Raw genomic sequence first — 26,158 nt, forward strand, 5'->3', positions numbered from 1 at the left:
GCGCCTTGACGTGCGTCAACCCGACGCGAACCCGCGGCCGGCGAAGGAGCCGCGCGTCAGACCATCACCGGCCGCGCCGCCTGCTCGCCCACGCCGAAGACGCGCTTGTAGCGGGCGATCTCCTCGGCCGGGCCCGTCGCCTTGACCGGGTTGTCCGAGAGCTTCACGCAGGGCCGCCCGTTCGCCGACACCGCCTTGCACACCAGGCTGAAGGGCGCGAGCCCGTCGCGCGGCGCCAGCCCGCGGAAGTCGTTGGTCAGCAGCGTGCCCCAGCCGTAGCTGACCTTCGTGCGGTCCGCGAACCGGGCGTGCAGATCCTCGATCACGTCGATGTCGAGCCCGTCGGAGAAGATGATCCGCTTCTCGCGCGGGTCCTCGCCGTGGCGCTTCCAGAAGGCGATGGCGGTCTCGGCGCCCTCGGCCGGGTCGCCCGAGTCGATGCGCGCGCCGGTCCAGCGGGCGATCCACTCCGGCGCATGGGCGAAGAAGCCTTTCGAGCCGATGGTGTCGGGCAGCACGATGCGCAGGTTGCCCTCGTAGTCCTTCTGCCAGTCCTCGAGCACCTTGTAGGGCGCGCTCGCCAGCGCCGCGTCGTCGTCGCCCGCCAGCGCGCAGTAGACCATCGGCAGCTCGTGGGCGTTGGTGCCGATCGCCTCGATGTCGCGCCGCATCGCGATCAGGCAGTTCGAGGTGCCGGTGAAGCGCGGGCCCAGCCCCTCGATCATCGCCTGCACGCACCAGTCCTGCCACAGGAACGAGTGCCGCCGCCGCGCCCCGAAATCCGAGATGGTCAGGCCGGGCAGGGCCTGCAGCCGCTCGATCTTCTCCCAGATGCGGGTCATGGCGCGGGCGTAGAGGACCTGGAGCTCGAACTTGCCCATGCCGCGCAGGACCGCGCGGGTGCGCAGCTCCATCAGGATGGCGAGGGCGGGGATCTCCCACATCATCGCCTCGATCCAGGGGCCCTCGAAGGTCAGCTCGTACTGGTCGCCGCGGCGCTCCAGCCGGTATTCGGGGAAGCGGAAGTTCTCCAGCCATTCCATGAAGGCGGGCTCGAACATCCAGCGCTTGCCGTAGAAGGTGTTGCCGCGCAGCCAGGTGCTCTCGCCCCGGGTCAGCTTCAGGGTGCGGACGTGGTCGAGCTGCTCGCGCAGCTCCGCCTCGTCGATCAGGCGCGCCAGCGGCACGTCGTCGGAGCGGTTGATCAGGCTGAACGTCACCCGCACGTCGGGGTGGTTGTGGAACACCGTCTGCGCCATCAGCAGCTTGTAGAAGTCGGTGTCGATGACCGAGCGGACGATCGGGTCGATCTTCCACTGGTGGTCGTAGACGCGCTTGGCGATGTCGTTCATCGAGCCGGCTCCGAAGGGCGCTGGGAACGGGAAGGGGGGCGGAGGGCGCGCGCGTCCGTCAGGAGATCCGGTCGAGCAGGGCGACGAGGACGCGCCGCTCCTCCGGGTCGAGCGGGGCGAGCGTCTCCTGCGTGATCTCCAGCGCCACGGGGGCGACCTGGGCGAAGAGGGCGGCGCCCTCCTCGGTCAGCGAGACGATCAGGCGGCGGCGGTCCTCGAGGCTGGGCTCGGTCCGCACCAGGGCGCGCTTCGCGAGCCGGTCGATCACGCCCTTGATCGTCGCCGCGTCCATCGAGGTGGCGCGCCCCAGCTGGTTCTGGGAGGCGGGGCCTTCCTCGTGCAGCTTGGCGAGCGCGGCGAACTGGCGAGGCGTCAGCTCGGGCATGCGGGCGGCGAAGATGGCCAGGTGGCGCTGGTTGGCCCGGCGCAGCAGGTGCCCCGCCTGCGAGGTCAGGCGGTAGGCGCCCGCCGCATCGGCCGGTTCCTCGCCCGTCGTCGCTGTGGTCGCCGCGGTCACTTGCTCTCCTCCCCCGCTTGCTGCGGTTTCCCTCTCCCCTAGCGCAGGTTCGAGGGAAAGGACAGGCCTGCCGACCGAGCGGCAAGCGAACGGCGGCAAGTTGGCAGGGGGCGGAGGCGCGCGTGGCGCGCCGCGCCGCGACTGGGCGATTGACAGGGCGGGGCGGTCGGGCGCAGGCTTTCGTTGGCATGCAAACGAACCCCGCGCGCCGCGTTCCGCGCGCGCGGGGACCAGCCCCCGAGGGTCCCATGAGCTACGAGCGCCCCGTCGACCTCGCCCGCGCCCTGGCGCTGCGCGCCGAGGGCGGGCGCACGGTGCTGGCCGGGGGCACCGACCTGTTGGCCGCGACCGAGGCGCGCGAGCTGCGCGGCCCGGTGCTGGACGTCACCGCGGTGGCCGAGATGCAGGGCGTGACGCTCTCCGACGCGGGCCTGCGGCTGGGCGGCGCGGCGAGCTGGACCGCGGTCGCGAAGGCGCCCCTGCCGGCGGCCTGCGCCGGGCTGCAGGCGGCGGCGCGGGTGGTGGGCTCGGCCCAGATCCAGAACCGCGGCACCGTGGCGGGGAACCTGTGCAACGCCTCGCCGGCCGCGGATTCGGTCCCGCCGCTGCTGACGCTGGACGCGGAGGTGGAGCTCGCCTCCCTGCGCGGGAGCCGGCGCCTGCCGCTGTCGGCGTTCCTGAAAGGCCCCCGCCGCACGGCGCTGGCGGCGGACGAGCTGCTGGTGGCGGTCCATGTCCCCGCCGCCGCGCTGGCGGGGCAGGGGGCGTTCGAGAAGCTGGGCGCCCGGGCGCACCTGGTGATCTCGATCGGCATGGCGGCCGCGCGGGTGGTGGTCGCGCAGGGGCGCGTCGTCTCGGTCGCGCTCGCGGTCGGGTCGTGCTCCCCCGTCGCCGTTCGGCTGGGGGCGGCGGAGGCGGCCCTCGTCGACCTCGCCCCCGAGGCGCTTCCCGCGGCGCTGGAGGCGGAGCTGGTGGCCGCCGCCCTCGCGCCCATCGACGACGTGCGCGCCGACGCCGGCTACCGCCGCGCCGCGGCGCCGGAGCTTGCGCGCCGCGCGCTCGCCGCCGCCTGCCGGCCCCTGATGGAGACCGCCGCATGAGCCTCGACGCCGCCGCGCCCGGCCTGTCGCTGACCCTCAACGGGCAGGCCGTCTCGCTTCCCGTATCGCCCGGGCGGCGCCTGTCGGACGCGCTGCGCGCGACGGGGACGCTGGGGGTGAAGTCGGGTTGCGACGCGGGCGACTGCGGGGCCTGCACGGTGCTGCTCGACGGCGCGCCGGTCTGCGCCTGCCTGACCACCGCCGCCCAGGCGGAGGGGCGCGAGGTGCGCACGGTCGAAGGCTTGGGCGGCCCCGACGTCGACGCGCTCCAGCGCAGCTTCCTGCGCCACGGCGCGGCGCAGTGCGGGATCTGCACGCCGGGCATGCTGATGACCGCGACCGCCCTGCTGGCCGAGACCCCGCGCCCCACCCGCGCCGAGGCCGAGGCGGCGCTGGGCGGCGTGCTCTGCCGCTGCACCGGCTACGCCAAGATCATCGACGCGGTCTGCGAAGCCTGGCGCGAGACCCCCGGCGCCGCCCCCGCGCCCGCGCCCGCCGGCGCCCCCGTCGGCGCGCGGATCGAGCGGCTGGACGGCGCCCCGAAAGTCACGGGCGAGGAGCGCTTCGGCGCCGACGCCGCGCCGGAAGGGGCGCTGCTGGTGCGGGTGATCCGCTCCCCCCATCACCACGCCGGTTTCGCGTTCGGGGACCTGGCGGCCTGGGCCGAGGCGCAGGGCGTCGCGGCGGTGCTGACCGCCGCCGACGTGAAGGGCTCCAACCGCTTCGGCGTGATTCCGCCCTTCGCCGACCAGCCCGCGCTCGCCCCCTCTCCCGCCCGCTTCCGGGGCGAGGCGGTGGCGCTGGTGGTGGGCGAGGCGGAGGCGCTGGCCGCCCTCGACCTCTCGACCTTCCCGGTGACCTGGACCGAGCGGCCCCACGCCCTCGACCCCGAGACCGCGAAGACGGCCGCGCCCCTGCATCCCGACCGGCCGGGCAACCTGATGACCGCGGGCTTCGTGGCGCAGGGCGACGCGGCCGCGGGCCTCGCCGCCGCCGCCGTCACCGCGACCGCCACAATCGAGACCGCCCATGTCGAGCACGCCTACATCGAGCCCGAGGCCGGCTGCGCCTGGCTCGACGGCGAGACGCTGGTGATCCAGGCCTGCACCCAGGCCCCGGTGATGGACCAGGAGGACACGGCGCAGACCCTGGGCCTCGACCCCGCCAAGGTGCGCATCATCCCCACCGCGGCAGGGGGCGGCTTCGGCTCGAAGCTCGACCTCTCGGTGCAGCCGCTGCTGGGCTTGGCCGTGCTGGCCACCGGCCGGCCCTGCCGGCTGGAGTTCACGCGGCGCGAGTCGCTCGCCTCGACCACCAAGCGGCACCCCGCCCGGATGACCGCCACCCTCGGCGCGGACGCCGAGGGGCGGATCTGCGGCATGCATTTCGATGCCGACTTCAACACCGGCGCCTACGCCTCCTGGGGGCCGACGGTGGCGAACCGGGTGCCGGTGCACGCCTCCGGCCCCTACCGCACGCCCAACTACCGGGCCGAGGCGCGGGCGATCCACACCCATGTCACCCCCTCGGGCGCCTTCCGCGGCTTCGGCGTCCCCCAGGCGGCGCTGGTGCAGGAGCGGCTCTACGACGACCTCGCCGAGCAGCTCGGCCTCGACCGGCTGGAGTTCCGCATCCTCAACGCCCTGCGCGACGACGAGCCGACGGTCTGCGGCCAGCGCTTGAAGGGCGTGGGCATCGGCCCCTGCCTCGAGGCGCTGCGCGAGGACTGGGCGGAGGCGAAGACCCGCGCGGTGGAGTGGACGCTGGCCCACCCCGAGCGCCCCCGCGGCGTCGGGGTCGCCGGGTGCTGGTACGGCTGCGGCAACACCTCGCTGCCCAACCCCTCCACCATGCGGGTGGGGGTGACGCCCGATGGCCGGCTGCGCCTGCACCAGGGGGCCACGGACATCGGCCAGGGCTCGAACACCGTCATCCCGCAGATCTGCGCCCAGGCGCTGGGCGTGGCGCCGGAGACGTTCGAGCTGGTCGGCCCCGACACCGCCCTGACCCCCGACTGCGGCAAGACCTCCGCCTCCCGCCAGACGTTCGTCAGCGGCAACGCCGCCCGGCTGGCCGGCGAGGCCCTGCGCGGCGCGATCCTGCGCCTGGCGAACATGGGCGACGCCGCCGCGATCCGCCTGGGCGCCGGCGAGATCGTCGTCGAGGAGGCCGGCCAGACCCACCGCAGCGACCTCTCGCGCCTGCCCGTCGACGCCCACGGCTACGCCCTCTCGGCCGAAGAGACCTACGACCCCCCCACCCTGCCGCTGGACGCGAACGGGCAGGGCGCCCCCTACGCCGTCTACGGCTGGGGCGCGCAGATGGCGGAGGTCGAGGTGGACCTCGCGCTCGGCACGGTGAAGGTGATCGCGATGACCGCCGCCCATGACCTCGGCCGCGTCATCAACCCGATGCTCGCCGAAGGGCAGATCGAGGGCGGGATCGCCCAGGGCCTCGGCATGGCGCTGATGGAGGAGTTCATCCCCGGCCGGACCGAGAACCTGCACGACTACCTGATCCCCACCACCTCCGACATGCCATCGATCCGCACGATCCTGCTCGAGGTGCCGGACCCCGAAGGCCCCTACGGCGCCAAGGGCCTGGGCGAGCACGCCCTGATCCCCACCGCGCCCGCGATCCTCAACGCGGTCCGCCACGCCTGCGGGGCCGAGATCGACCGCCTGCCGGCCCTGCCGCACCGGGTGAAGGCCGCCATCGACGCCGCGAAGGGGGCCCGGCGATGATCCCCGCCGCCCGCCTGCGCGAGGCCCCGGGCCAGGCCCGGGGCGCCGCGCGCCGGCCGCGCGCGCCGGCGCGCCCCCCGCGCGTCCCGGGCCCGACCCGGGACCTCCCGCGGCCCGCCGCCCCGACCCCCGCCGGGAGCAAGGAGCCATGATGGACGCCTCCGACCCCGCCCCCGAGACGCGCCGCAAGGTCGAGAAGATCCGCTGCGACGCCTGCCCGGTGATGTGCTACGTGGCCGAGGGCAAGACCGGCGCCTGCGACCGCTACGCCAACCTGGGCGGCAAGATCGTGCGCTGCGACCCGCTGACGGTGCTCGACCGCCGGATCGCGGCCGGCGACAGCGTGGTCCCCTTCCTCGCCGCCGACTGGAACGGCGAGATCGTCCTCGACGCCGACCGCTTCGTCACCGCCATCGGCGCCGGCACCACCTACCCCGACTACAAGCCCGCCCCGTTCATCGTGAGCCGCGAGGTCGAGGGCGCCGACCTCGTCACCGTCGTCACCGAGGCGATCTTCTCCTACTGCGGCGTGAAGGTGAAGATCGACACCGACCGCCACCTGGGCGCCGAGACCGCGACGGTCCGCGCGAAGGGCGAGCCGGTGGGGCATGTCACCACCGCCGAATACGGCTCCCAGATGCTGAGCCTCGGCGGCGTGCGCCACCTCACCGGCGGCGAGAAGGCCGAGGGCCGGGTGACCTGCGAGACTCTGCTGGCGCTGTGCAACGGCGAGGCGGTGGAGCTGACCATCGACGACGGCGAGACCGTCGTCGTCCAGTCCGGCCAGGCCCCCATCGTCAATGGCGTGCGTGAAACCCGCATGCGGGTCGGCTGCGGCTCGGCCACCATCGGCATGTTCGCGACCCAGTGGCAGGGGCTGGTGGACGAGGTGGTGGTGGTCGACGACCACATCACCGGCGTCGTCTCCGAGCACCAGGCGGGCAAGGAGATCGGCTGGCCCGACACCGGCATCAAGATTCTGGGACGGCGCTCCACCCCCGGCCGCTACTTCCGCGTGGCCGAGCCCGGCACCGGCTGGGGCGGCACCAACGTCGACGATCCGCTGAAGATCCTGGGGCCCTGGAACCCGAAGAAAGGCGCCCGTCCGGGGCTGACCTTGCTGATGGTCTCTACCACCGGCGAGCAACACGCCTATTTCGTCCTCGACGACGACCTCGTCCCCCGTCCCGCGCCTCTGCCCGAGGCGCTGCGCGAGCCGGTCGAGATCATCGCCGAGAACTGCGAGCCGGCGCTGTGCACCGTGTTGTTCATGGGGGGCGCCGGCGGCTCGTTGCGCGCCGGCGTCACCCGCAACCCGGTGCGGCTGACGCGCTCGGTCCAGGGGACCGAGACCACGCTGACCTGCGGCGGCGCGCCCGTCTACGTCTGGCCGGGAGGAGGCATCACGATGATGGTCGACGTCTCGACCCTGCCCGAGCGCAGCTTCGGCTACGTGCCGACGCCGGCGCTGGTGGCGCCGCTGGAATTCACCTTGCCCCGCGAGGCCTACGCCCGCATGGGCGGGCACGAGGGCGCGATCCGCCCGGTCGAGGACGTGCTGGCGCGCGGCGGCGAGTATGGCGACGCCTCGCGATCCCTCGGCGCGAAGGGCGGCCCGGCGTGGCCGCCGCGGGGGAAATGAGCGGCCCGGTCGGGGACGAGGCCCAGCCCCACGTCCCCCGCGGCTTCGGCACGCAGACCTCCGGCCCCCAGGGCCGGATGCTGCCCGACGGCCGCCGCCTGCACCTGCATCACGGCCCCATCGACCTGGTGATCGAGGCCGACGGCGACGACGCCGAGGCCGAGGCGGCCCTGCTGCAGGCCGCCCGCCGCTTCGACGGTTTGCTCGAGGAACTGGTGGCCGAGCTGCCGCTCCTGCGCGCGCCGCTGGACCCCGCGGCGCCGCCCCCGCTCGAGGGCGCGGTGGCGCGGCGGATGCTGGCCGCCACGCTGCCCTTCGCCACCGGGTTCGTCACCCCCATGGCCGCCGTCGCCGGCGCCGTGGCCGACGAGGTGCTCGCTGCGATGACCCGCGGCCGCACGCTGCGCAAGGCCTACGTCAACGACGGCGGCGACGTCGCCCTGCACGTCGCGCCGGGCGAGGAGCTGGTGGCCGCGCTGGCGGTGGGCGAGCGGGCGAGGAACGCCGGCTCCGCCGTGGTGCGCCACGGCGATCCTACGCGGGGCATCGCCACCTCCGGCCGGGGCGGGCGCAGCCTGTCGATGGGCGTGGCCGAGGCGGTGACCGTCCTCGCCCCCAACGCGGCCCTCGCCGACGCCGCCGCCACCCTGATCGCCAACGCCGTCGACCTGCCGGGCCACCCCGCCGTGCGCCGCGGCCCCGCCTGCGACGAGGACCCCGACAGCGACCTGGGCGAGCGGCTGGTGACGCTGGCCGTGGGCGAGCTGCCGCCCGAGGACGCGGCCCGCGCGCTCGACGCCGGCCTCGCCGTCGCCGAGGGCTTCCGCGCCCGCGGCCTGATCCAGGCCGCCGCCCTGTTCCTGCAGGACGAGACCCGGGTCTGCGGCCCGCTCTCGTCCGCCGAGATCGATTGAAGAACCCGAGGGGAGAAACCGAGAGAATGGCCGAGTTCCGCATCCGCCGCACCGCGCTGACGGTGGAGGAGATCTTCCACGAAGGCGGCCCCGCCCCCGAGACCCCGCGCCGCCGCGCGGCGATGCTGGCCATCGTCTCGAACCCCTTCGCGGGCCGCTGGGTCGAGGACATCCAGGGCGCGATGGAGGACCTCAAGCCCCTGGGCGCGATGATGTCCGAGCGGCTGGTCGAGGCGATGGGCGGCCCCGACAAGGTCGACGCCTACGGCAAGGGCGCCATCGTCGGCGAGGGCGGCGAGATCGAGCACGGCGCCCTGTGGCACGTGCCCGGCGGCTACGCGATGCGCGGGCTGGTCAGCCCCTCGAAGGCGATCGTGCCCTCGGCGATGAAGGTGGGCGGGCTGGGCGCGCGGCTCGACGTGCCGCTGGGCCACGTGAACGCGGCCTACGTCCGCTCCCATTTCGACGCGATGGAGGTGGGCCTGCCCGACGGTCCCCGCGCCGGAGAAATCCTGTTCGCGTTGGTCATGGCGCAGGGCGGGCGCGTCCACAGCCGCATGGGCGGGCTCGAGGCCTGGGACGTGACCGGCGAGGACGGGCTGCGCTGATCCGGCCCGCGCCGCCCCCCGACGCGGGCGGCGGACAGGCCCCGGACGGAGGGGCGGCCCTCCGGCGTCCGGGGCCTCGGGCCGGTTCCCCGCGCCTCCCCGCGGGGTCGTCCCGGGGGCGGCTCGCGTTCGGCCGCGCCCCACGGCCCGGCGGCGCGTCGCCGACCGGGGCCGTGCGGAGACGTTGGCGACCGGCAACCGTCGCGCCACTACAAGGTTTCAAATCAATACGAAAATCGATCCGACGGCCGTCCGCCGCGCGGCGCCGCGCGATCCCGCGCGCCCGCCGTCTGACGCAGCGTTTTCAGAGCACTGTTCGCCAACCTTATCATCGCGCGACGAAATTCCGCGATCCCCTCCCGGGGAGGGGCGAGTTTGAAACCGCTGTTTGATCCTTGTTGACTGGCCGGCAGGACGATGGTCTGAATGTCGCAAAGCGCCGTGCAGGCAACGGGACGCGGCGCGATACTGGGAGGACATCATGACCAACGAATCGCGCGGCGTCAGCCGTCGCGGGATGCTGGGCGGCGCGGCCGCCATCGGCGTCGCCGCCCCCGCCTTCATCGGCAAGGCCATCGCCCAGGGTCAGGTGACCTGGCGGGTCCAGTCGCACTGGCCCAAGGCGTCCGTGTCGTTCAACGACAGCCTGGTGAAGCTGGCCTCGATCCTCGAGGACAAGACCGACGGCGCCTTCAAGATGGAGCTCTTCGGCGCCGGCGAGTTCGCCAAGGGCCCCGAGATCTTCGCCATCACCCAGCGCGGCATCGTGCAGATGGGCACGGGCTCGGCCTCCTACTACGAGAACGAGGGCACCTGCTCGGGCTTCGCCTACGGCATCCCCGGCACGCTGCGCAACGCGCTCGAGCAGATGCACTACATCAAGAACATGGGCGTCGAGGAGCTGTTCGCCTCCGAGCTCGCCGAGAAGGGCATCATCTACAAGGCCGAGAAGGCCTACCCGACCGAGCTGGTCGTGTCGAAGAAGGTGAACTCGGTCGAGGACTTCCAGGGTCTGAAGCTGCGCTCCTCGGGCACCATGCTCGACTACCTGACCGCCGCCGGCGCCTCGGCGAGCTACATCGCGGGCTCCGAGCTCTACCAGGCGCTCTCCTCCGGCGTGGTCGACGGCGCCCACTGGGGCGCGGCCCAGGGCGCCCAGTCGATGTCGCTGTGGGAGGTGTGCAAGCATCACTACCGCCCGCCGCTCGGCTTCACCGACGACGCGTGGATCTTCAACGCCGACGCGGTCGAGGCGCTGCCCGACGACATCCGCACCATCTTCGACGCGGCGATCGAGACGCGCTACTTCCTGCGCTCGGCCGAGTACATGCACCTCGAGGCGAAGGCGCTGTCGGAGGGCGTGGCGAACGAGGGCATCACCGTCGAGGAGTTCCCCGACGACGTGCTGGAGCTGTTCACCAAGGCCTCGAGCGACATCATCGAGAAAGAGGCCGCGAAGTCCGAGAAGGCCGCCACCTGCGCGGACAACCTGCGGACCCTGATGAAGGACCTCGGCTACACCTGAGGCGCGCCGACGTGATCGCCGCCCCGCCGCAGCGCGGGGCGGACCAGGCGCGGCTCCGCCCGGCGACGGGCGGAGCCTGCGTCATGCGCAACCGGCGCGAAGACCGGTTCGCCAGGGGAGGAGACCCATGACCCAGAACACGACCCCCGGGCCCCGCTCGGCCACCCGCCGCGCATGGCTGAAGGGCGCCGCCGGCGCCGGGGCCGTCACGCTCGCCGCCCCGGCCCTGATCGGCCCCGCCATCGCGGCCGGCGAGGTGGAATGGCGCGTCCAGGCCGTCTGGCCCAAGGCCTCGTCGTCCTTCGACGGCTCGCTCGGCAAGCTCGCCTCGATGCTCGAGGAACGCACCGACGGCCGCTTCCGCTGGCAGCTGTTCGGCGCGGGAGAGCTGGCCAAGGGGCCGGAGATCTTCAACATCGTCTCGCGCGGCGTGGCGCAGGCGGGGACGTCCTCGGCCTCCTACATGGCCGACGTCTCCTCGGTCTCGGCCTTCGCTTACGGCATTCCGGGCACGCTCCAGGACTACTGGCAGCAGAGCCATCTGCAGAAGAACCTCGGCATCGAGGCGATGATGAGCGCCGAGACCGAGAAGCACGGCGTCATCTACAAGGCCGAGAAGTCCTACCCGACCGAGCTGATCCTGAAGGCGCCGATCGAGAACGCCGAGGATTTCTCGCGGCTCAAGCTGCGGGCCTCGGGCGCGCTTCTGGATTACCTCGCGGCCGCGGGCGCCTCGCCCAGCTTCGTGCCGACCTCCGAGCTCTACCAGGCGCTGTCCACGGGCGTGGTCGACGGGGCCCATTACGGCGCGGCGGTGGGGGCCAAGACCCTCTCGCTGTGGGAGGTGTGCAAGTATCACATGAAGCCGGCGCTCGCCTTCAGCTCCGACGCCTGGGTGTTCAACGCCGACGCGATGGAGGCGCTGCCCGACGACCTGCGCCTGCACCTGACCGCCCTGCTGGAGGAGCGCTATTACGCGCGCACCACCGAGTACCAGCTCCTCGAGACCCTCGCCATCAAGGACGGGGTCGAGAACCAGGGCGTGACGGTGATGCAGTTCCCCGACGACGTGCAGGAGCGCATGGCCAAGGCCTCGGCCGAGATCCTTGCGCGGGAGGCCGAGCGTTCGGAGGCCGCCGCCACCGCCGCGGACCGGCTGAACGAGTTCATGTCCCAGCTCGGCATCGAGCGCGGCTGAGCCGCGCCCCAAGCGGCCCGCGCGCCGCGGCCCGAGGCGTCCGGTCCCCAGGGGCGCCTCCGAAGATCCGCCGCCCGTTCCCCCCGGGGCGCGGGCGGTCCCCCCCGCCGACCCGGTTCCGGCCCCGCGCCGGACCGTGCAGTTCCCGAGGTCCCATGTTCGCCTCCTTCGCCCGAGCGATCACCTCGCTCAACCGATGGATCGGACGGATCGCCGCCTGGGTGGTGATCCCGCTGTTCCTGCTGCTGTTGTGCGACGTGGTCATGCGTTATTTCGCCGGCCGCCCGCTGATCTGGACGTCCGAGACCGCGCAGCTGGTCTTCGCCGTCTACGGCACCATCGCCGGCGGCTGGCTGCTGGCCGAGCGCGGCCACGTCAACGTCGACATCTTTTACGGAAACTTCAGCCCGAAGCGGAAGGCGCTGGCGGACCTGTCCACCTGCTTCCTGTTCCTGCTGTTCGTGGGCGTGCTGCTGTGGCAGGGCCTCGACCTCGCGATCGAGAGCTACGAGAAGCTCGAGCGCTCGAACTCGGCCTGGAAGCCGCAGATCTGGTTCGTGAAGTTCTTCATTCCCGTCTCCGCGCTGCTGCTGTTCCTCCAGGGGATCGTGCGCATCGTCGCGGACGTGCGGGTGCTGATGGGCCTGCCCATCCCTGACGACATCTACGGCGCCCCCGCGACCAAGGGTCCGGCCCACGGCGAGGAGGGCGAGGCATGAGCGTCGAACTGATGACCCTGATCTTCTTCGGGGCGCTGCTGTTCTTCCTGTTCCTGGGAACCCCGCTGACCTTCGTGCTCGGCGGCCTGTCCTCGATCTTCCTGTGGTGGAAGTGGGGGGACATGGCGTTCTACCTGATCGCCTCGAAGCTCTGGGACTCGATGTCGAGCTTCACGCTCGTGGCCATCCCCCTGTTCGTCTTCATGGCGATGATGCTCGAACGATCAGGCGTGGCGCATGATCTATACCGCATGATGCACGTGTGGTGGGGCGGCATCCGGGGCGGTCTCGCCATCGGCACCGTGGCGATCTGCGCGATCTTCGCGGCCATGTGCGGCATCTCCGGCGCGGCCGTGGTCACCATGGGCACCATCGCCCTGCCGCGGATGCTCGAGCGGGGCTACGACTCCAAGATGGCGCTGGGCGCGATCAACGCCGGCGGCGGCTGGGGGATCCTGATCCCGCCCTCGATCCTGATGGTGCTCTATGCCCTTCAGACCGAGGTTTCGGTCGGCCGGCTCTTCGCGGCGGGCATCGGGCCGGGGCTGCTGCTGTTCGTGCTGGTCTCGATCTACATCGCCGTGCGCTGCTGGCTTCAGCCCTCGATGGGCCCGGCCCTGCCGCCGGAGGAGCGCGCGGGCTGGGACGTGAAGCTGAAGTCGCTGGCCGCGGTGATCCTGCCGCTGTTCATCGTCTTCATCGTGCTCGGCTCGATCTTCGGCGGCTTCGCGACGCCGACCGAGGCCGCGGCCATCGGCGTCTTCGGCGCCATGGTGGCGGCGGCGGTGAACCGGCAGCTGACCTTCAAGAACATCTCGGACTCGGCCAAGGCGACGCTGAAGCTGACCACGATGATCATGTGGATCCTGTTCGCCGCGCACGCCTTCTCGGCGGCCTACACCGCGCTGGGCGCCCAGGCGCTGATCTCGGACGTGGTCGAGCTGATCCCGGGCGGCAAGTACGGCGGTCTCGCCTTCATGATGGCGGTGCTGTTCTTCCTGGGCATGGTGCTCGATCCCGTGGGCATCATGCTGATCACGCTGCCGGTGTTCCTGCCGATCATCGCGGCCAACGGCTTCGACCCGATCTGGTTCGGCATCCTGTTCGTGATCATGATGGAGGTCGGCTACATGACCCCGCCCTTCGGCTTCAACCTCTTCTACCTGAAGGGCGTTGCGCCTCCGGGCATCGGCATGGGCGAGATCTACGCCTCGGTCATCCCCTACGTGCTGGTCACGCTGCTGGGGCTGGCGCTGATCGTGATCTTCCCCTCGATCGCGCTCTACCTGCCCGAGCTGTTCTTCTCCCGCTAGGGAAGGACGCCCGGACCTGACGGGGGGCGGCGAAGGCTCTGGCCATCGCCGCCCCCTTGTGCCTTCATGCCCCCGGATCCGCCCGGCGGCCGCCCCCCGCGACCTTCGCCGACCGGACGGCTCCCGCGCCCGCGCCCTGCGGGCCCGCGCCTCCCATTCGCCGACGGTCCCCCGATCGAAGGAGCCTCCCCGATGACCGACCAGCGCCGCGGACGCCGCGAGGACGTCCGATTCACCTCCGGCCGGGGCCGCTATTCCGACGACGTGAAGGTGGAGGGCGCGCTGCACGTGGCCTTCGCCCGCGCCCCCCAGGCCAGCGGCGCGCTGCGCGACCTCGACGTCTCCGCCGCGCTGGAGATCCCGGGCGTCGTCGCGGCGCTGACCGCGGCCGACCTCGCCGCCGACGGGATCGACCCGTTCTCGGTCCCCGCCAAGGTGAAGGGCGTCGAGCCCGACGGGACCGGGGAGCGGCTGTGGACCCAGACGCCGCGCCCGTTTCTCGTCGCCGACCGCCTGCGCCATGCCGCCGAGCCGGTGGCGATGATCCTGGCCGAGACCGCCCACGCCGCCGCCGACGGGGCCGAGGCCGTGAGCTTCGACGTCGACGAGACGCCCGCCGTCCTGACCCTCGACGACGCCCGGGCCGAGGGCGCGCCGCTGGTCTGGGACGACCACCCCGGCAACATCGCCTACGTCTGGGCCAAGGGCGACTGGGCCGCGGCGGGCGAGGCGCTGGCCGCCTCCGCCCACGTGACCCGCCTGCGCAGCCACGTCAGCCGCGTCGCCGCCGCCACGATGGAGCCGCGCGCCTGCGTCGCCTCCCCCGGCGCGGACGGGCGGCTGACGGTCTGGGCCTCGATCCAGAACGCGCCCTCGATGCGCGGCGCGCTGGCCGCGATCCTCAAGCGCCCGGCCGAGGAGTTCCGCGTGATCGCCCCCGACGTGGGCGGCAGCTTCGGCATGAAGTCCGGCCCCCTGCGCGAGGAGATCCTCTGCGCCTGGGCCGCCCTGCGCCTGGGCCGCCCCGTGCGCTGGACCGCCACCCGCTCCGAGGCGCTGCTCTCGGACGAGCCGGGGCGCGACATGCTGGCGGAGGCGGAGCTGGGCCTCGACGCAGAGGGCCGCTTCACCGCACTGCGCGCGCGCCTGACGCCCAACGTGGGCGCCTACGTCTCCGGCCGCTCGCTGGTGGCGATCGGGAACTTCGGCGGCGTCTCGGGCACCTACCGGCTGCCGGTCACGGCGGGGCAGGTGGTGGGCGTCTTCTCCAACGCCACGCCCTCCGCCCCCTACCGCGGCGCCGGTCGGCCGGAGGCGACCTACCTCGTCGAGATGGCCATCGACCAGGCGGCGCGGGAGCTCGGCCTCGACCGGGTCGAGCTGCGCCGGCGCAACCTGGTCCCGCCCGAGGCGATGCCCTGGGACACCGGCTTCATCTTCTCCTACGACAGCGGCGACTTTCCCGCGGTGATGGAGCAGGCGGCGCAGGCGGCCGACCTCGCGGGCTTCCCTGCGCGGCGCGCGGAGTCGGAGGCCAAGGGCCTGCTGCGGGGCCTGGGCGTGGCCAACTGCATCGAGGTCGCGGGCGGCCCCTTCGGCGTCGTCTCCCCCGACCATTCCGAGGCGACGATCGGGACCGACGGCCGCATCCGGCTCGCGGTCGGGGTGATGTCGGCGGGGCAGGGGCTCGAGACCGCGATGGTCGGGCTGGCGGCCGCGCAGCTCGGCGTCTCCGAGGAGCTGATCGACTACGTGCAGGCCGACACCGATGCGCTGGAGGTGGGCAAGGGCATGGGCGGCTCGGCCGCCATGACCACCGGCGCCCCCGCGGTGCGCGAGGCGGTGGCGAAGGTGATCGAGGCCGCGAAGGAACGCGCGGCCGAGGCGATGGAGGTCGCGATCGCCGATCTCGAATACGCCGACGGCGCGGTGCGCATCGCCGGCACCGACCGCGCCATGACGCTGGCCGAGATTGCCCGCGCGGCGGAGGCGCGCGACATGGCGCTGACCGCGCGCGGCTCCTTCAAGCCGTCGGACTGCACCTATCCCAACGGCTGCCATGTCTGCGAGGTGGAGATCGACCCCGAGACGGGCGCCTGCCGCATCGCCGCCTACACGGGCGTCGAGGACATCGGCCACGTGATCTATCCGCAGATGGCCGAGGGGCAGGTGCAGGGCGGCGTGGTGCAGGCGCTGGGCCAGGTGCTGTTCGAGCAGGTGGTCGCCGATCCCGACGGCCAGGTCCTGTCGGCGAGCTTCATGGACTACGCCATGCCCCGCGCCGCGGACCTGCCCCCCATCGCCTGCGCCTTCGCCGAGGGCATGCCGACCGCGATCAATCCGCTGGGCGCCAAGGGCGTGGGGGAGGCGGGCTCGGTCGGGGCGCTGTCGGCGGGAATGTCGGCGGTGCGCGACGCGCTGGCCTGCGCCGGGGTCGAGAACTTCGACATGCCCGCGACGCCCGTTCGGGTGTGGAGCGCGCTCCAAACCGCGCGCGGGAGCTGATTCGAGCCGCTGCAGAGCGATTCGTCGCCGACTCGCGTTTTTCCGCCCGGACGCCCCCGAACGGCGCGGCGCCGACGTGACGCGCGTGTGAGAAACCAGACGTTTGACCCGGCGGGCGTGCAAAACCGCTTGCCGGAAACGCCGACCTGTGAGAATTCGGAAGCAGGCGCTGCGGGCTCAGGGACCCCTCCGAAGCCCGCGCCCCTCGTCCGATCGCACCGCCGCAAGAGCGGGAGGCCGGGCGTAGCGCCGGCCCGGGGGAGGCGTCCGCAAGGCCGCCCCGGAACCCCGGTCGAAGAACCGCGTCGGTGCGCGCGGCACGCCAACCTGTCGCCGGCAGGCCCGAGGGCCGCCGCCGCGACGAACGAAAGACCCCCTTGCAGATTTTCGCGGCCCCCGGCCTCGCCGAGATCGTTCCCGCGCCCGTCCAGGGCCCCGGACGCATTCCGGCCTCGCCAAGCTCCCCAGCGGCGGGGCCGTTCTGGATTCGTCGTCGCGGCCTGGTCGGCGCGGCGCGGATGGGCGCCCGGTAGAAGGAGACATCACCATGATGACGGGTACGGTTAAGTGGTTCAACGGAACCAAGGGCTACGGCTTCATCGAGCCTGAGGACGGCGGCAAGGACGTGTTCGTCCACATCTCGGCCGTCGAGCGCTCGGGCCTGAAGGGCCTGAACGAGGGCCAGAAGATCGGCTTCGAGATCGAGGTCGACAAGCGCCGCGGCAAGTCCTCGGCGGTCAACCTGCAGGCGCTCTGACGCGCCGAACGGACCGGGCCAGCCCGGGTCGGGGTGCCCCACGCCCCCGACCCTCCCGGCCCGGACCGTTTCCCCGACCGGAGCGCGCTCTGGCTGGGCCCGCGGGCGGGCGAGGCGCAGGCCTCGCCCGCCCGTGGTCTTTTCAGGGGGCGCTGCTGCGCCCCGGCGGCCAGGCGAGCGCCCCCTGCGTTTCGGCGGTCAGGCGCTCAGGCCCCGACGCGCTCGGGCGCCTTCGGGAAGGCCGGGGCGCGATGGCTGCGCGGATCGACGGGCGACCAGCCCTTGGGCGTCAGCCGCTCGCCCGGGAAGACCAGGCCGAAGCGCTCGCACAGGCCGGGGACCGAGGCGAAGTCCATCTCCAGCCCGTAGCGCGCCGACAGGGCCGCGACCTCGGCCGGATCCGCCCCGGTCACCCCGCCCATGTCCGACAGCGCCTTGAAGAACTGCTCGAACCCGGCGGGGGCGATGATCTCGAGGATCCGCGCCGGGGCGTCGCCGGCGTTCCAGAACGTGTGCCACTGGCCCCGCGGCTTGAACACCAGGTCGCCCGGCGTCGCCACCCGCACCGCGTCCCCCAGCAGCGCGCCCACGCGGCCCTCGAGCACGAAGCTGTACTCGTCCTCGTTCACGTGCCGGTGCAGGGGGGCCGCCAGCGCGCGCGGCGACATCGGGTGCTCGACCAGGCTGAACCCGCCGCCGGTGTCCGCGCCCGAGGCCAGGAACCGCACGCCGATGGTGCCCAGGAAGCCCAGCTCCCCGTCCTGCGGGCCGATCACCCGCGGGGCCTTCGCGTCGTCTTCCATCGCCCTCTCCTTTCGAGGTACAGTGGTGTCTATCGAAATCCTTGGCCCTCGCGGGGGCGCCTGTCAATATTGATCGAACACGCATGTCCGATGAAACTCGCCCCTACCGCAAACGCCTCCGCGCCGAGCAGGAGGCCGAGACGCGCCGCCGGATCGCCGAAAGCGCCATGATCCTGCACGGCACGCTGGGGCCGGCGCGCACCTCGATCAGCGCCGTGGCCGAACATGCGGGGGTGCGCCGGGCGACGGTCTATCGCCACTATCCCGACGACGAGGCGCTGTTCGCCGCCTGCTCCTCGTTGTGGGCCGAGCTGAACCCGATGCCCGACCTCGCGCCGCTCTCCGGCGTCGCCGACCCCGACGCGCGGCGCGAGGCGGGCTTCGCCGCGCTCTACGGCTTCTACCGGGCCAACACGGCGATGATCGCGAACGTGCTGCGCGACGCCCCCGCGGTCCCGGCGATGGCCGAGGCGGTGGCCGGGTTCCAGGCGCGGATGGAGGCGCTCTCCACTCTGCTGGCGCCGGACCTGCCCGAGGCGCCGGAGCCCCGCCGGAGGATGGCCGCGGCGCTGGCGCTGGCGCTCTCCTTCCCCGGCTGGCAGGCGCTGACCGGGGGCGAGGCGGCGCTGGACGACGCCGAGGCGGCGGCGCTCGCCCGCGACATCGTGCGCGCGGCCCGCGCCGGCTGAAGACCCCGCTTGCGCGCCGGTAGGGAAGGCCCGATAGCACGCGCCGGGGGGATTTCTCGGCAAGGATTCGGGAAGATGGCCAGACGGCCGAATGGGGCGCCGCGCATCGAGATCGACGCGCAGGCCGGCATCGTGACGGTTTCGGGCCGGGCGACATGGGAGCGTGCCGAAGGCCGCCTCGACCCGGTCCGCGCCAGGACCGCCTATGAGATCAGCTTCGCGATCGAGGGCACGCCCTTCGACCCGGGCTTCACGCCCCCGAAGCTCGGCCGGCTCGACAAACTGGGCCGCGACGGCGCCCTCGCCTTCGGCGACCCGCTGGCCCGCGAGGGCGTCGAGAGCGGCGAGGACCTGCGCACCGGCGTCTACCAGTTCCGCGGCCAAAACCTGCCCGAGAACGTCGATCCGGCGGCCGTCGCGGTGAAGGGCCCGACCGGCGAGCTCTCGATCCGGGGGCTGGAGGGGACGTTCAAGTCGGCGGCGGCGGTCGGCTTCAACCAGAAGTTGAAAGCTGTCAACTCGGTGATGATCGCCGTCTCCGCCCGGCTCGAGGATGCGGACGGCGACGTGGTGCGCGCCCGTCTGCTGGGGCTCGACACGTGGAAGGGCGAGCTGAAGCTCTCCGGAATCGGGGGCGTCGAGGGCGCCGCTGGGGGCTCGGCCGCGGGCCCGGCCGGAGGCGGGGCGGGCGCGGACGTCGGCGGCGCGGGCGCGGGGGTCGGCGTCTCGTCGGCGGCCGTCCGGGCGCCGCAGGAAGCCGGCGCCGGCACGCCCGGCGACGACCGGCTGCGCGGCGACGCGGGCGAGGACGCGCTGCGCGGGCGGGCGGGCGACGACCGGCTGCTCGGCGGGCGAGGCAACGACGACCTGCGCGGCGGGCGCGGCGACGACCGGCTGACGGACGGCGCGGGCGAGGACCGGCTGACCGGCGGGCAGGGCGCGGACGTGTTCGTGCTCGCGGCCGACGGCGCCCGCGACGCGATCGAGGATTTCGAGCCCGGCCGCGACCGCATCGACCTGCGCGCCTTCGGCCCCGGCCTCGACGTCGAGGCGCTGGAGCTTCACCGCCGAGGCGACGCGCTGATCCTGCGCGTGGACGGCGAGACGCTGGAGATCCACGGGGCGGAGGGCGCGCTCGCGCCGAGCGACCTCGACGCCGCCGACTTCCTGCTGGCCTGAGGCCGGCGGAACGCAAGAAGGGGGCGCGGTCGCCCGCGCCCCCCTCGAAACGTGGTCCCGGATGGGTTCAGGCGACCTCGAACAGGCCCGCCGCCCCCATGCCGCCGCCCACGCACATGGTGCAGACCACGTACTTGGCGCCGCGGCGCTTGCCCTCGATCAGGGCGTGGCCGACCATGCGCGCGCCCGACATGCCGTAGGGATGGCCGATCGAGATCGCGCCGCCGTTCACGTTCAGCAGCTCGTCGGGGATGCCCAGCTTGTCCTTGGAGTAGAGGACCTGCACGGCGAAAGCCTCGTTGAGCTCCCACAGGCCGATGTCGTCCACCTTCAGGCCGTGACGCTCCAGCAGGCGGGGCACGGCGTAGACCGGGCCGATGCCCATCTCGTCGGGGTTCAGGCCCGCGACCGCGATGCCGCGGTAGTAGCCCAGCGGCTGCAGGCCGCGCTTCTCGGCCTCCTTGGCCTCCATCAGCACCGAGGCCGACGCGCCGTCCGAGAGCTGGCTGGCGTTGCCCGCGGTGATGTGCTTGCCCTCGGCGATCTTCTGGCCGTTCTTGAACACCGGCGCGAGGCCCTGGAGGCTCTCGAGCGTGGTGGAGGGACGGTTGCCCTCGTCCTTCTCGAGCGTGACCTCCTTGTAGGAGACCTCCTTGGTCTCCTTGTCCACGACCGCCATGGTCGAGGTCAGGGGCACGATCTCGTCGTCGAAGGCGCCGCGCTGCTGGGCGGCGGCGGTGCGCTGCTGGGAGCGCAGCGCGTATTCGTCCTGGTAGTCGCGGGAGACGTTGTAGCGCTCGCCCACGATCTCCGCCGTCTCCAGCATCGACATGTAGAGGGCGGGGACATGCTCCTTGATCCAGGGATCGGCGGCGCGGAAGCCGTTGCGATGCTCGTTCTGGCACAGCGAGATGGACTCGACCCCGCCGCCCACCGCGATGGTCATGCCGTCGTCGATGATCTGCTTGGCGGCGGTGGCGATGGCCATCATGCCGGACGCGCACTGGCGGTCCATCGACATGCCGGCGATCGAGTCGGGCAGGCCCGCCCGGATCACCGCCTGGCGGCCGATGTTGAGGCCCTGGGCGCCCTGCTGGATGGCGGCGCCGATCACGCAGTCCTCGATCTCGGAGGGATCGACCTTCGAGCGTTCGACCGCGTGCTTCACGGCATGGCCGATCAGCTCCTGGCTCTGGGTGTTGTTGAAGGCGCCGCGATAGGCCTTGCCGATCGGCGTGCGGGCGGTGGAGACGATGACGGCTTCACGCATTTTGGTGCTCCCTGTCTTAGAAGATGGTCTCGCCGCCGTCGGCGACGATCAGCTGGCCGGTGACGTAGGCGGAGGCGTCGGCGGCCAGGAAGTGGGCGACCCCGGCGATGTCGTCGGGCTGGCCGATGCGGCGCAGCGGGGTCTTGTTCTCGATCCGCTCCAGCCGCTCGGGGTCCTCCCACAGCGCCTTGGCGAAGTCGGTCTTCACGAGGCCGGGCAGGATCGCGTTCACGCGGATGCCCTTGGGGCCCCAGTGCAGCGCCAGGTTCTTGGCCAGATGCGCCTCGGAGGCCTTGGAGATCGAGTAGAAGCTCAGCGTCTCGGAGGCCCGGAGCGCGGCGATCGACGAGATCATGATGATCGAGCCGCCGCCCTGCTTGGCCATGATCGGGGCCACGATGTTGTTCGCCAGGATGTACGGCGATTTCACGTTGTTATCCATGACCTTGTCCCAGGCCGCCTCGGGCAGCTCCGAGATGGGCCCGTAGACCGGGTTCGAGGCGGCGTTGCAGACCAGGATGTCGACGCGGCCCCATTTCTCGACGGTCTTGGCGACGAGGTTCTCCAGCTGCTCCCGCTCGCCGATGTGGCAGGGGATGGCGATGGCCTCGAAGCCGGCGTCGGCGATCTCGTCGCGGACCTTCTGGCAGGCGTCGGCCTTGCGGGACGAGATCACCACCTTCGCGCCGGAGCGCGCGAATTGCCAGGCGATGGCCAGGCCGATGCCCTTGGTCGAGCCGGTGACGATGGCCACCTTGCCCTTGATGTCGAACACGTCTCTCTCCTCCCTGGGGTCGTCAGGCGCCGCCCGCGGCCGGCTCGGCCGGCGGGGCGGAGTAGCGGAAGCTGCCGAGCGCATGGGCCAGGATCGTCCCGTCGGGGGCGGTGGCTTGGGCCTCGGCGGTGAAGCTGCGCGAGGTGCGCTGCACCAGGCGGGAGCGGAGCGCCACGCGCCCCTCGCTGGCCCGGCCGGTGAAGTTGACCGTCATCGAGACGGTGACCGCCGGGCGCCGGCGCGCCGCGCCGTCGGCGTAGGTCCCCGCCGAGGTCATGATCGCGTCGAGCATGGTGGCGTAGACGCCCCCGTGCACGATCCCCTGGCGGTTGAGGTGATCGGGGGTGATGTCGAAATGGCCGAACATCTCGGGCCCGCGCTTCTCGACCACCACCAGCCCGTGGCGGTCCTGGTAGCCCAGGCTCGGGGGGGCGGGAATCGGCTCGGCGACGGGGTCGGGCATGTCGGCGCTCACGGGCGGGTCCGCCGGGTCGGGGCAGGGCGGGGGGCGCGTGTGGAAACGGGGCGGGAAACAGGGCGGCAAACGGGGCGCGCAGCGACGCGCGCCGCGCCGTTCGGCGGCTCGTGGGTCATCCGGTCTCGCCTCCCTTCGTCCGTCGCGCCGCGCGGGGTCCGCCCATATCTTGTGCGGGCGGCGCAATCCGGTTGACTTGGAATTCAGCACTTCCTAGCCTTCGCGTCAAACTGCAAAATTAAATTCTGCAATGCAGAAATCGCATGCAGGATGCCTTCATGAGCCGGGAGGAGAAGCTCGTGTCCGACCCCATTTCGTCGACCCGCATGGTGGGTCGCGTCCTCGTCGTGGAATCCGACAACCCGCCGGTGAACGCGCTGGGCCACGCGGTGCGCAAGGGCCTGCATGACGCGGCGCTCAAGGCCGCCTCGGACGACGTCGACGCGGTCGTCATCGCCTGCAAGGGCCGCACCTTCCACGCCGGCGCCGACATCCGCGAGTTCGGCAAGCCCCCGCAGGCCCCGGGCCTGGGCGAGGTGATCGACGCGTTCGAGGCGCTGCAGAAGCCCGTCGTCGCCGCGATCCATGGCACCGCGCTGGGCGGCGGCCTCGAGGTGGCGCTGGGCTGCGACTACCGCGTCGCCGCGCCGACCGCGAAGATCGGCCTGCCGGAAGTGAAGCTGGGCCTGCTGCCCGGCGCCGGCGGCACCCAGCGCCTGCCGCGCCTGATCGGCGCCGTCGCGGCCCTGGGCCCCATCGTCACCGGCGACCCGATCCCGGCCAAGAAGGCGCGTGAGATGGGCGCCATCGACGCGATCATCGAGGGCGACCTGGTCGAGGGCGCCGTCGCCTTCGCCCAGAAGCTGGTCGATGAGAAGGCCCCGCTGCGCCCGCTGTCGAAGATGGACGCGCCCGAGACCGACATGGCCGCCTTCGACGAGGCCGCCGCCAAGCTCCTGCGCCGCTCGCGCGGGCTGAAGGCGCCCTCCGTGAACGCGCAGGCGGTGAAGAACGCCGTCACGCTGCCCTTCGCCGAGGGCATGAAGAAGGAGCGGGAGTACTTCCTCGACCTCGTCTCCGGCGACGAATCCAAGGCCCAGCGCCACGCCTTCTTCGCCGAGCGCGAGGCCGCCAAGGTCCCCGGCGTCACCAAGGACGTGAAGGCCCGGCCCGTGAACAAGATGGCGGTGCTCGGCGCCGGCACCATGGGCGGCGGCATCACCATGTCCTTCGCCTCGGCGGGCATCCCCGTCACGATCATCGACCTCAACCCCGAGGCGCTCGATCGCGGCATGAAGATCATCGAGAAGAACTACCGCGCCACCCAGGCCCGCGGCGGCCTGACCGAGGCGCAGGTGGACGCGGCGCTGGCCAACATCACGCCCTCCTCGAACTTCGACGACGTGGCCGATGCGGACATGGTCATCGAGGCCGTGTTCGAGAACATGGACCTGAAGAAGAAGATCTTCAAAGACCTCGACGCCAAGTGCAAGCCGGGCTGCGTGCTGGCCTCGAACACCTCGACCCTCGACGTGGACGAGATCGCGGCGGTCACCTCGCGGCCCCAGGACGTCCTGGGCATGCACTTCTTCTCGCCCGCCAACGTGATGCGCCTGCTCGAGATCGTGCGGGGCGAAAAGACCGCGCCGGACGTGCTGAAGACGGCCATGGACGTGGGCAAGAAGGGCGGCAAGGTGCCGGTGGTCGTGGGCGTGTGCTACGGCTTCGTGGGCAACCGGATGCTGCACGCCCGCGGCGCGCAGGTGCGCCAGCTGCTGCTCGAGGGCGCCTCGCCGCAGGAGGTCGACGGCGCGCTGACCAAGTTCGGCATGGCGATGGGCCCGCTGCAGATGTCCGACATGGCCGGCCTCGACGTCGGCTGGCGCATCCGCCAGGAGACGGGCGCCAAGGACCCGGTCGGCGACGCGCTGCACGAGATGGGCCGCCACGGGCAGAAGACCAAGGCGGGCTACTACCTCTACGAGGAAGGCTCCCGCACGCCGATCCCGGACCCCGAGGTCGACGCGCTGATCGCCAAGGTCGCCAAGGAGCAGGGCATCAAGCGCCGCGAGATCGACGAGAAGGAGGTGTTCGAGCGCCTGATGTTCTCGATGATCAACGAGGCCGCCAAGATCCTCGACGAGGGGATCGCGCTGCGTCCCTCCGACATCGACGTGATCTACCTGTTCGGCTACGGCTTCCCGATGGGCAAGGGCGGGCCGATGTTCTACGCCGACGCCGTGGGCCCCGCCTACATCGCCGAGCGGCTGAACGTCTACGCCGACAACACCGGCGACGAGGAGCTGCGCCCGTGCCCCTACCTGGCCCGGCTGGCGGAGGAGAACACCACCTTCGCCGCCGACGCGGCCGCGCGCGCGAAGGCGGCGTGATGGGGGCGCCCGCTTCCCTGTCGAAGTGGTACGCCGAGGGGGTCGACCCGGACTATGCGCCGGCGTCGACCACCCTCAACGACCTGTTCGCGGAATACACGGCCCGCTACGCCGGCCGGACCGCGATCGACTACAACGACCGGGAGCTGAGCTACGAAGGCCTCGCGCGCGAAAGCGCGCGGGTCGCCGCCGGGCTGCGGCGGATCGGGATCGGCAAGGGCGACGTGGTCGCGCTCTACCTGCCCAACACCGTCCTGCACCCGATCTTCTTCTTCGGCATCCTGCAGGCCGGGGCGGCCGTCACCCACCTCAGCCCGCTGGATGCCGTGCGCGAGCTGGAGCACAAGCTGCGCGACTCGGGCGCCCGGCTGCTGGTCTCGCTGACCCAGGCGCCCTTCGCCCAGCGAACGCTGGAGCTGCTGGCGGCCGGCGTGCTGCCGCGGGCGGTGCTGGCCGACGACGCCGCCTGGGGCGGGACCGGCGGCCCGGTCCCCGCCGACGACCGGGTGCTGTCGTGGGACGCGCTGGTGCAGGGGGCCGACGCCACCCTGCCGCCGGTGCCCGTCGCGCCCTCGGACCCCGCGTTGCTGCAATACACCGGCGGCACCACCGGCCTGCCCAAGGCCGCGGTGCTGACGCACGAGGCGCTGGCCGCCGCCGCCCAGCTCTACCGCTACGCCTGGGAGCACGATCCCGAGCGGGTGGAGGAGGGGGAGCGCGGCCTTTCGATCAGCCCGCTGTTCCACATCATGGGCCTGTCGGCGATCATGATCCGGCGCATCGCGACCGGGGGCGTCCTGATCCTCCACCAGCGGTTCGAGCTGGAGAAGTTCGTGGACGCGATCGAGCGCAAGCGCCCGCATTCCACCGGCGGGGTCCCGACGCTGTGGATCGCGGTCGCCAACATGCCCGGGGTGGAGACGCGCGACTTCTCCTCGCTGCGCACCATCGGGGCGGGGGGCGCGCCGCTCGCGGTCGAGACCTGGCGGCGGATCAAGGCGCTGACCGGCCTGGGCCTTCGCGGCGGCTGGGGGATGACCGAGATCGGCGCCGCCGGCACCATGGTTCCCGCCGGCACGCCCGACGCCAAGATGGGCACGATCGGCCTGCCGATCCCCGGCATCCGCATCGAGATCGTCTCGGTCGACGACCCGCGGAAGGTCCTCCCCGCGGGCGAGACCGGCGAGATGCGCATCAAGTCGCCCACGCTGATGAGCGGCTATCACAACAACCCGCAGGAGACGGCGGACAGCTTCGTCGACGGCTGGTTCCTGACCGGGGACATCGGCTACGCGGACGAGGACGGGTTCCTCTACCTGGTGGACCGCAAGAAGGACCTGATCCTCTCGGGCGGCTACAACGTATACCCGCTGGCGGTCGAGCACGCGGTGCTGGAGCATCCCGACGTGGTCGAGGCGATGGTCATCGGCCTGCCCGACGACTACCGCGGCGAGAGCGCCTGGGCCTACGTGGTCCTGCGCGAGGGCGCGGCCCCGCTGACGATCGAGGCGCTCCGGGCCTTCCTCGACACGCGCTTGGGCCGTCACGAGCTGCCGCAGGGCGTCGAGATCCGCAAGGAGCTGCCCCGCACGGCGGTCGGAAAATACTCCCGCAAGACCCTGCGGGACGAGGTGCTGAACGCGCGGGCGGCGGGCTGAACGCCGCCTCCGCGACAGACAGGGA

The 26,158-nt window shown here is 72.4% G+C and carries 21 protein-coding genes; 15 read left to right on the plus strand and 6 right to left on the minus strand.

Annotation, left to right across the window (positions count from 1 at the left end):
• Nucleotides 1-56: 56 nt before the first annotated feature.
• Complete coding sequence (gene pncB / locus P2H44_RS19240; RefSeq protein ID WP_275766062.1) at nucleotides 57-1,352, minus strand: nicotinate phosphoribosyltransferase; 1,296 nt, start codon at nucleotides 1,350-1,352, stop codon at nucleotides 57-59.
• 58 nt (nucleotides 1,353-1,410) lie between these two features.
• Complete coding sequence (locus P2H44_RS19245; protein ID WP_275766065.1) at nucleotides 1,411-1,869, minus strand: MarR family winged helix-turn-helix transcriptional regulator; 459 nt, start codon at nucleotides 1,867-1,869, stop codon at nucleotides 1,411-1,413.
• A 248-nt stretch (nucleotides 1,870-2,117) separates the two neighbouring features.
• Between P2H44_RS19245 and P2H44_RS19250 the strand changes: the two genes are divergently transcribed.
• From P2H44_RS19250 to P2H44_RS19300, 11 genes are all read left to right on the plus strand, one after another.
• Nucleotides 2,118-2,969: an FAD binding domain-containing protein gene (locus P2H44_RS19250; RefSeq protein ID WP_275766068.1), complete on the plus strand. Its 852-nt coding sequence runs from the start codon at nucleotides 2,118-2,120 to the stop codon at nucleotides 2,967-2,969.
• Nucleotides 2,966-5,713, plus strand: coding sequence for a molybdopterin-dependent oxidoreductase (locus P2H44_RS19255; protein ID WP_275766070.1), 2,748 nt, complete (start codon nucleotides 2,966-2,968; stop codon nucleotides 5,711-5,713). Before P2H44_RS19250 ends, P2H44_RS19255 begins: the two co-directional genes overlap by 4 nt.
• Nucleotides 5,714-5,861: 148 nt before the next feature.
• Nucleotides 5,862-7,355 carry a 6-hydroxynicotinate reductase gene (locus P2H44_RS19260; RefSeq protein ID WP_462976308.1) on the plus strand — a complete coding sequence of 498 codons (1,494 nt, stop codon included), beginning with the start codon at nucleotides 5,862-5,864 and terminating at the stop codon, nucleotides 7,353-7,355.
• Nucleotides 7,352-8,269, plus strand: a complete 918-nt coding sequence (locus tag P2H44_RS19265) for a UPF0280 family protein (RefSeq protein ID WP_275766072.1) — start codon at nucleotides 7,352-7,354, stop codon at nucleotides 8,267-8,269. The genes P2H44_RS19260 and P2H44_RS19265 overlap by 4 nt, the downstream gene beginning before the upstream one ends.
• 26 nt (nucleotides 8,270-8,295) lie before the next feature.
• Nucleotides 8,296-8,877 (plus strand): amino acid synthesis family protein, encoded by a 582-nt coding sequence (locus P2H44_RS19270; protein ID WP_275766073.1) that lies wholly within the window; start codon nucleotides 8,296-8,298, stop codon nucleotides 8,875-8,877.
• Between the two features lie 481 nt (nucleotides 8,878-9,358).
• On the plus strand, nucleotides 9,359-10,402 hold the full coding sequence (gene dctP, locus P2H44_RS19275) for a TRAP transporter substrate-binding protein DctP (RefSeq protein WP_275766075.1): 1,044 nt from the start codon (nucleotides 9,359-9,361) through the stop codon (nucleotides 10,400-10,402).
• Nucleotides 10,403-10,529: 127 nt separating this feature from the next.
• Nucleotides 10,530-11,600, plus strand: coding sequence for a TRAP transporter substrate-binding protein DctP (gene dctP, locus P2H44_RS19280; RefSeq protein ID WP_275766076.1), 1,071 nt, complete (start codon nucleotides 10,530-10,532; stop codon nucleotides 11,598-11,600).
• Nucleotides 11,601-11,755: 155 nt separating this feature from the next.
• Nucleotides 11,756-12,319, plus strand: a complete 564-nt coding sequence (locus P2H44_RS19285) for a TRAP transporter small permease subunit (protein ID WP_275766077.1) — start codon at nucleotides 11,756-11,758, stop codon at nucleotides 12,317-12,319.
• On the plus strand, nucleotides 12,316-13,632 hold the full coding sequence (locus tag P2H44_RS19290; protein WP_275766078.1) for a TRAP transporter large permease: 1,317 nt from the start codon (nucleotides 12,316-12,318) through the stop codon (nucleotides 13,630-13,632). Before P2H44_RS19285 ends, P2H44_RS19290 begins: the two co-directional genes overlap by 4 nt.
• A gap of 192 nt (nucleotides 13,633-13,824) precedes the next feature.
• Complete coding sequence (locus tag P2H44_RS19295; RefSeq protein WP_275766081.1) at nucleotides 13,825-16,137, plus strand: xanthine dehydrogenase family protein molybdopterin-binding subunit; 2,313 nt, start codon at nucleotides 13,825-13,827, stop codon at nucleotides 16,135-16,137.
• 547 nt (nucleotides 16,138-16,684) lie between these two features.
• Nucleotides 16,685-16,894, plus strand: coding sequence for a cold-shock protein (locus P2H44_RS19300; protein WP_275766083.1), 210 nt, complete (start codon nucleotides 16,685-16,687; stop codon nucleotides 16,892-16,894).
• 206 nt (nucleotides 16,895-17,100) lie between these two features.
• Here the strand turns inward: P2H44_RS19300 and P2H44_RS19305 are convergent, their stop codons facing one another.
• Nucleotides 17,101-17,697 (minus strand): cupin domain-containing protein, encoded by a 597-nt coding sequence (locus P2H44_RS19305; RefSeq protein WP_275766086.1) that lies wholly within the window; start codon nucleotides 17,695-17,697, stop codon nucleotides 17,101-17,103.
• Between the two features lie 83 nt (nucleotides 17,698-17,780).
• Here P2H44_RS19305 and P2H44_RS19310 point away from each other — a divergent pair, with 83 nt between their 5' ends.
• Complete coding sequence (locus P2H44_RS19310; RefSeq protein ID WP_275766088.1) at nucleotides 17,781-18,386, plus strand: TetR/AcrR family transcriptional regulator; 606 nt, start codon at nucleotides 17,781-17,783, stop codon at nucleotides 18,384-18,386.
• Between the two features lie 75 nt (nucleotides 18,387-18,461).
• Nucleotides 18,462-19,565, plus strand: a complete 1,104-nt coding sequence (locus P2H44_RS19315) for a M10 family metallopeptidase C-terminal domain-containing protein (protein ID WP_275766090.1) — start codon at nucleotides 18,462-18,464, stop codon at nucleotides 19,563-19,565.
• Between the two features lie 67 nt (nucleotides 19,566-19,632).
• Here the strand turns inward: P2H44_RS19315 and P2H44_RS19320 are convergent, their stop codons facing one another.
• Genes P2H44_RS19320 through P2H44_RS19330 form a run of 3 tightly spaced genes read right to left on the minus strand, consistent with a single transcriptional unit; the run spans nucleotide 19,633 to nucleotide 22,085 of the window.
• Nucleotides 19,633-20,835 carry an acetyl-CoA C-acyltransferase gene (locus P2H44_RS19320; RefSeq protein WP_275766092.1) on the minus strand — a complete coding sequence of 401 codons (1,203 nt, stop codon included), beginning with the start codon at nucleotides 20,833-20,835 and terminating at the stop codon, nucleotides 19,633-19,635.
• Between the two features lie 16 nt (nucleotides 20,836-20,851).
• The gene (locus P2H44_RS19325; RefSeq protein WP_275766094.1) at nucleotides 20,852-21,610 is read right to left on the minus strand and encodes an SDR family NAD(P)-dependent oxidoreductase; all 759 of its coding nucleotides are present in this window, start codon (nucleotides 21,608-21,610) and stop codon (nucleotides 20,852-20,854) included.
• Between the two features lie 22 nt (nucleotides 21,611-21,632).
• Nucleotides 21,633-22,085 carry a PaaI family thioesterase gene (locus P2H44_RS19330; RefSeq protein WP_275766096.1) on the minus strand — a complete coding sequence of 151 codons (453 nt, stop codon included), beginning with the start codon at nucleotides 22,083-22,085 and terminating at the stop codon, nucleotides 21,633-21,635.
• Between the two features lie 299 nt (nucleotides 22,086-22,384).
• Here P2H44_RS19330 and P2H44_RS19335 point away from each other — a divergent pair, with 299 nt between their 5' ends.
• Nucleotides 22,385-24,475 carry a 3-hydroxyacyl-CoA dehydrogenase NAD-binding domain-containing protein gene (locus P2H44_RS19335; protein ID WP_275766099.1) on the plus strand — a complete coding sequence of 697 codons (2,091 nt, stop codon included), beginning with the start codon at nucleotides 22,385-22,387 and terminating at the stop codon, nucleotides 24,473-24,475.
• Nucleotides 24,475-26,133, plus strand: a complete 1,659-nt coding sequence (locus P2H44_RS19340) for an AMP-binding protein (protein ID WP_275766101.1) — start codon at nucleotides 24,475-24,477, stop codon at nucleotides 26,131-26,133. Before P2H44_RS19335 ends, P2H44_RS19340 begins: the two co-directional genes overlap by 1 nt.
• Nucleotides 26,134-26,158 lie beyond the last annotated feature (25 nt).

It is taken from the genome of Albimonas marina (assembly GCF_029223255.1).
GTDB lineage: Bacteria > Pseudomonadota > Alphaproteobacteria > Rhodobacterales > Rhodobacteraceae > Albimonas.

Coding starts and splice junctions, on each gene's coding strand:
- P2H44_RS19265 (WP_275766072.1), top strand. CDS start 7,352: ATGAGCGGCCCGGTCGGGGACGAGGCCCAGCCCCACGTCCCCCGCGGC.
- P2H44_RS19295 (WP_275766081.1), top strand. CDS start 13,825: ATGACCGACCAGCGCCGCGGACGCCGCGAGGACGTCCGATTCACCTCC.
- pncB (WP_275766062.1), bottom strand. CDS start 1,352: ATGAACGACATCGCCAAGCGCGTCTACGACCACCAGTGGAAGATCGAC.
- P2H44_RS19290 (WP_275766078.1), top strand. CDS start 12,316: ATGAGCGTCGAACTGATGACCCTGATCTTCTTCGGGGCGCTGCTGTTC.
- dctP (WP_275766075.1), top strand. CDS start 9,359: ATGACCAACGAATCGCGCGGCGTCAGCCGTCGCGGGATGCTGGGCGGC.
- P2H44_RS19260 (WP_462976308.1), top strand. CDS start 5,862: ATGATGGACGCCTCCGACCCCGCCCCCGAGACGCGCCGCAAGGTCGAG.
- P2H44_RS19270 (WP_275766073.1), top strand. CDS start 8,296: ATGGCCGAGTTCCGCATCCGCCGCACCGCGCTGACGGTGGAGGAGATC.
- P2H44_RS19315 (WP_275766090.1), top strand. CDS start 18,462: ATGGCCAGACGGCCGAATGGGGCGCCGCGCATCGAGATCGACGCGCAG.
- P2H44_RS19310 (WP_275766088.1), top strand. CDS start 17,781: ATGTCCGATGAAACTCGCCCCTACCGCAAACGCCTCCGCGCCGAGCAG.
- P2H44_RS19300 (WP_275766083.1), top strand. CDS start 16,685: ATGATGACGGGTACGGTTAAGTGGTTCAACGGAACCAAGGGCTACGGC.
- P2H44_RS19255 (WP_275766070.1), top strand. CDS start 2,966: ATGAGCCTCGACGCCGCCGCGCCCGGCCTGTCGCTGACCCTCAACGGG.
- P2H44_RS19285 (WP_275766077.1), top strand. CDS start 11,756: ATGTTCGCCTCCTTCGCCCGAGCGATCACCTCGCTCAACCGATGGATC.
- P2H44_RS19340 (WP_275766101.1), top strand. CDS start 24,475: ATGGGGGCGCCCGCTTCCCTGTCGAAGTGGTACGCCGAGGGGGTCGAC.
- P2H44_RS19305 (WP_275766086.1), bottom strand. CDS start 17,697: ATGGAAGACGACGCGAAGGCCCCGCGGGTGATCGGCCCGCAGGACGGG.
- P2H44_RS19250 (WP_275766068.1), top strand. CDS start 2,118: ATGAGCTACGAGCGCCCCGTCGACCTCGCCCGCGCCCTGGCGCTGCGC.
- dctP (WP_275766076.1), top strand. CDS start 10,530: ATGACCCAGAACACGACCCCCGGGCCCCGCTCGGCCACCCGCCGCGCA.
- P2H44_RS19320 (WP_275766092.1), bottom strand. CDS start 20,835: ATGCGTGAAGCCGTCATCGTCTCCACCGCCCGCACGCCGATCGGCAAG.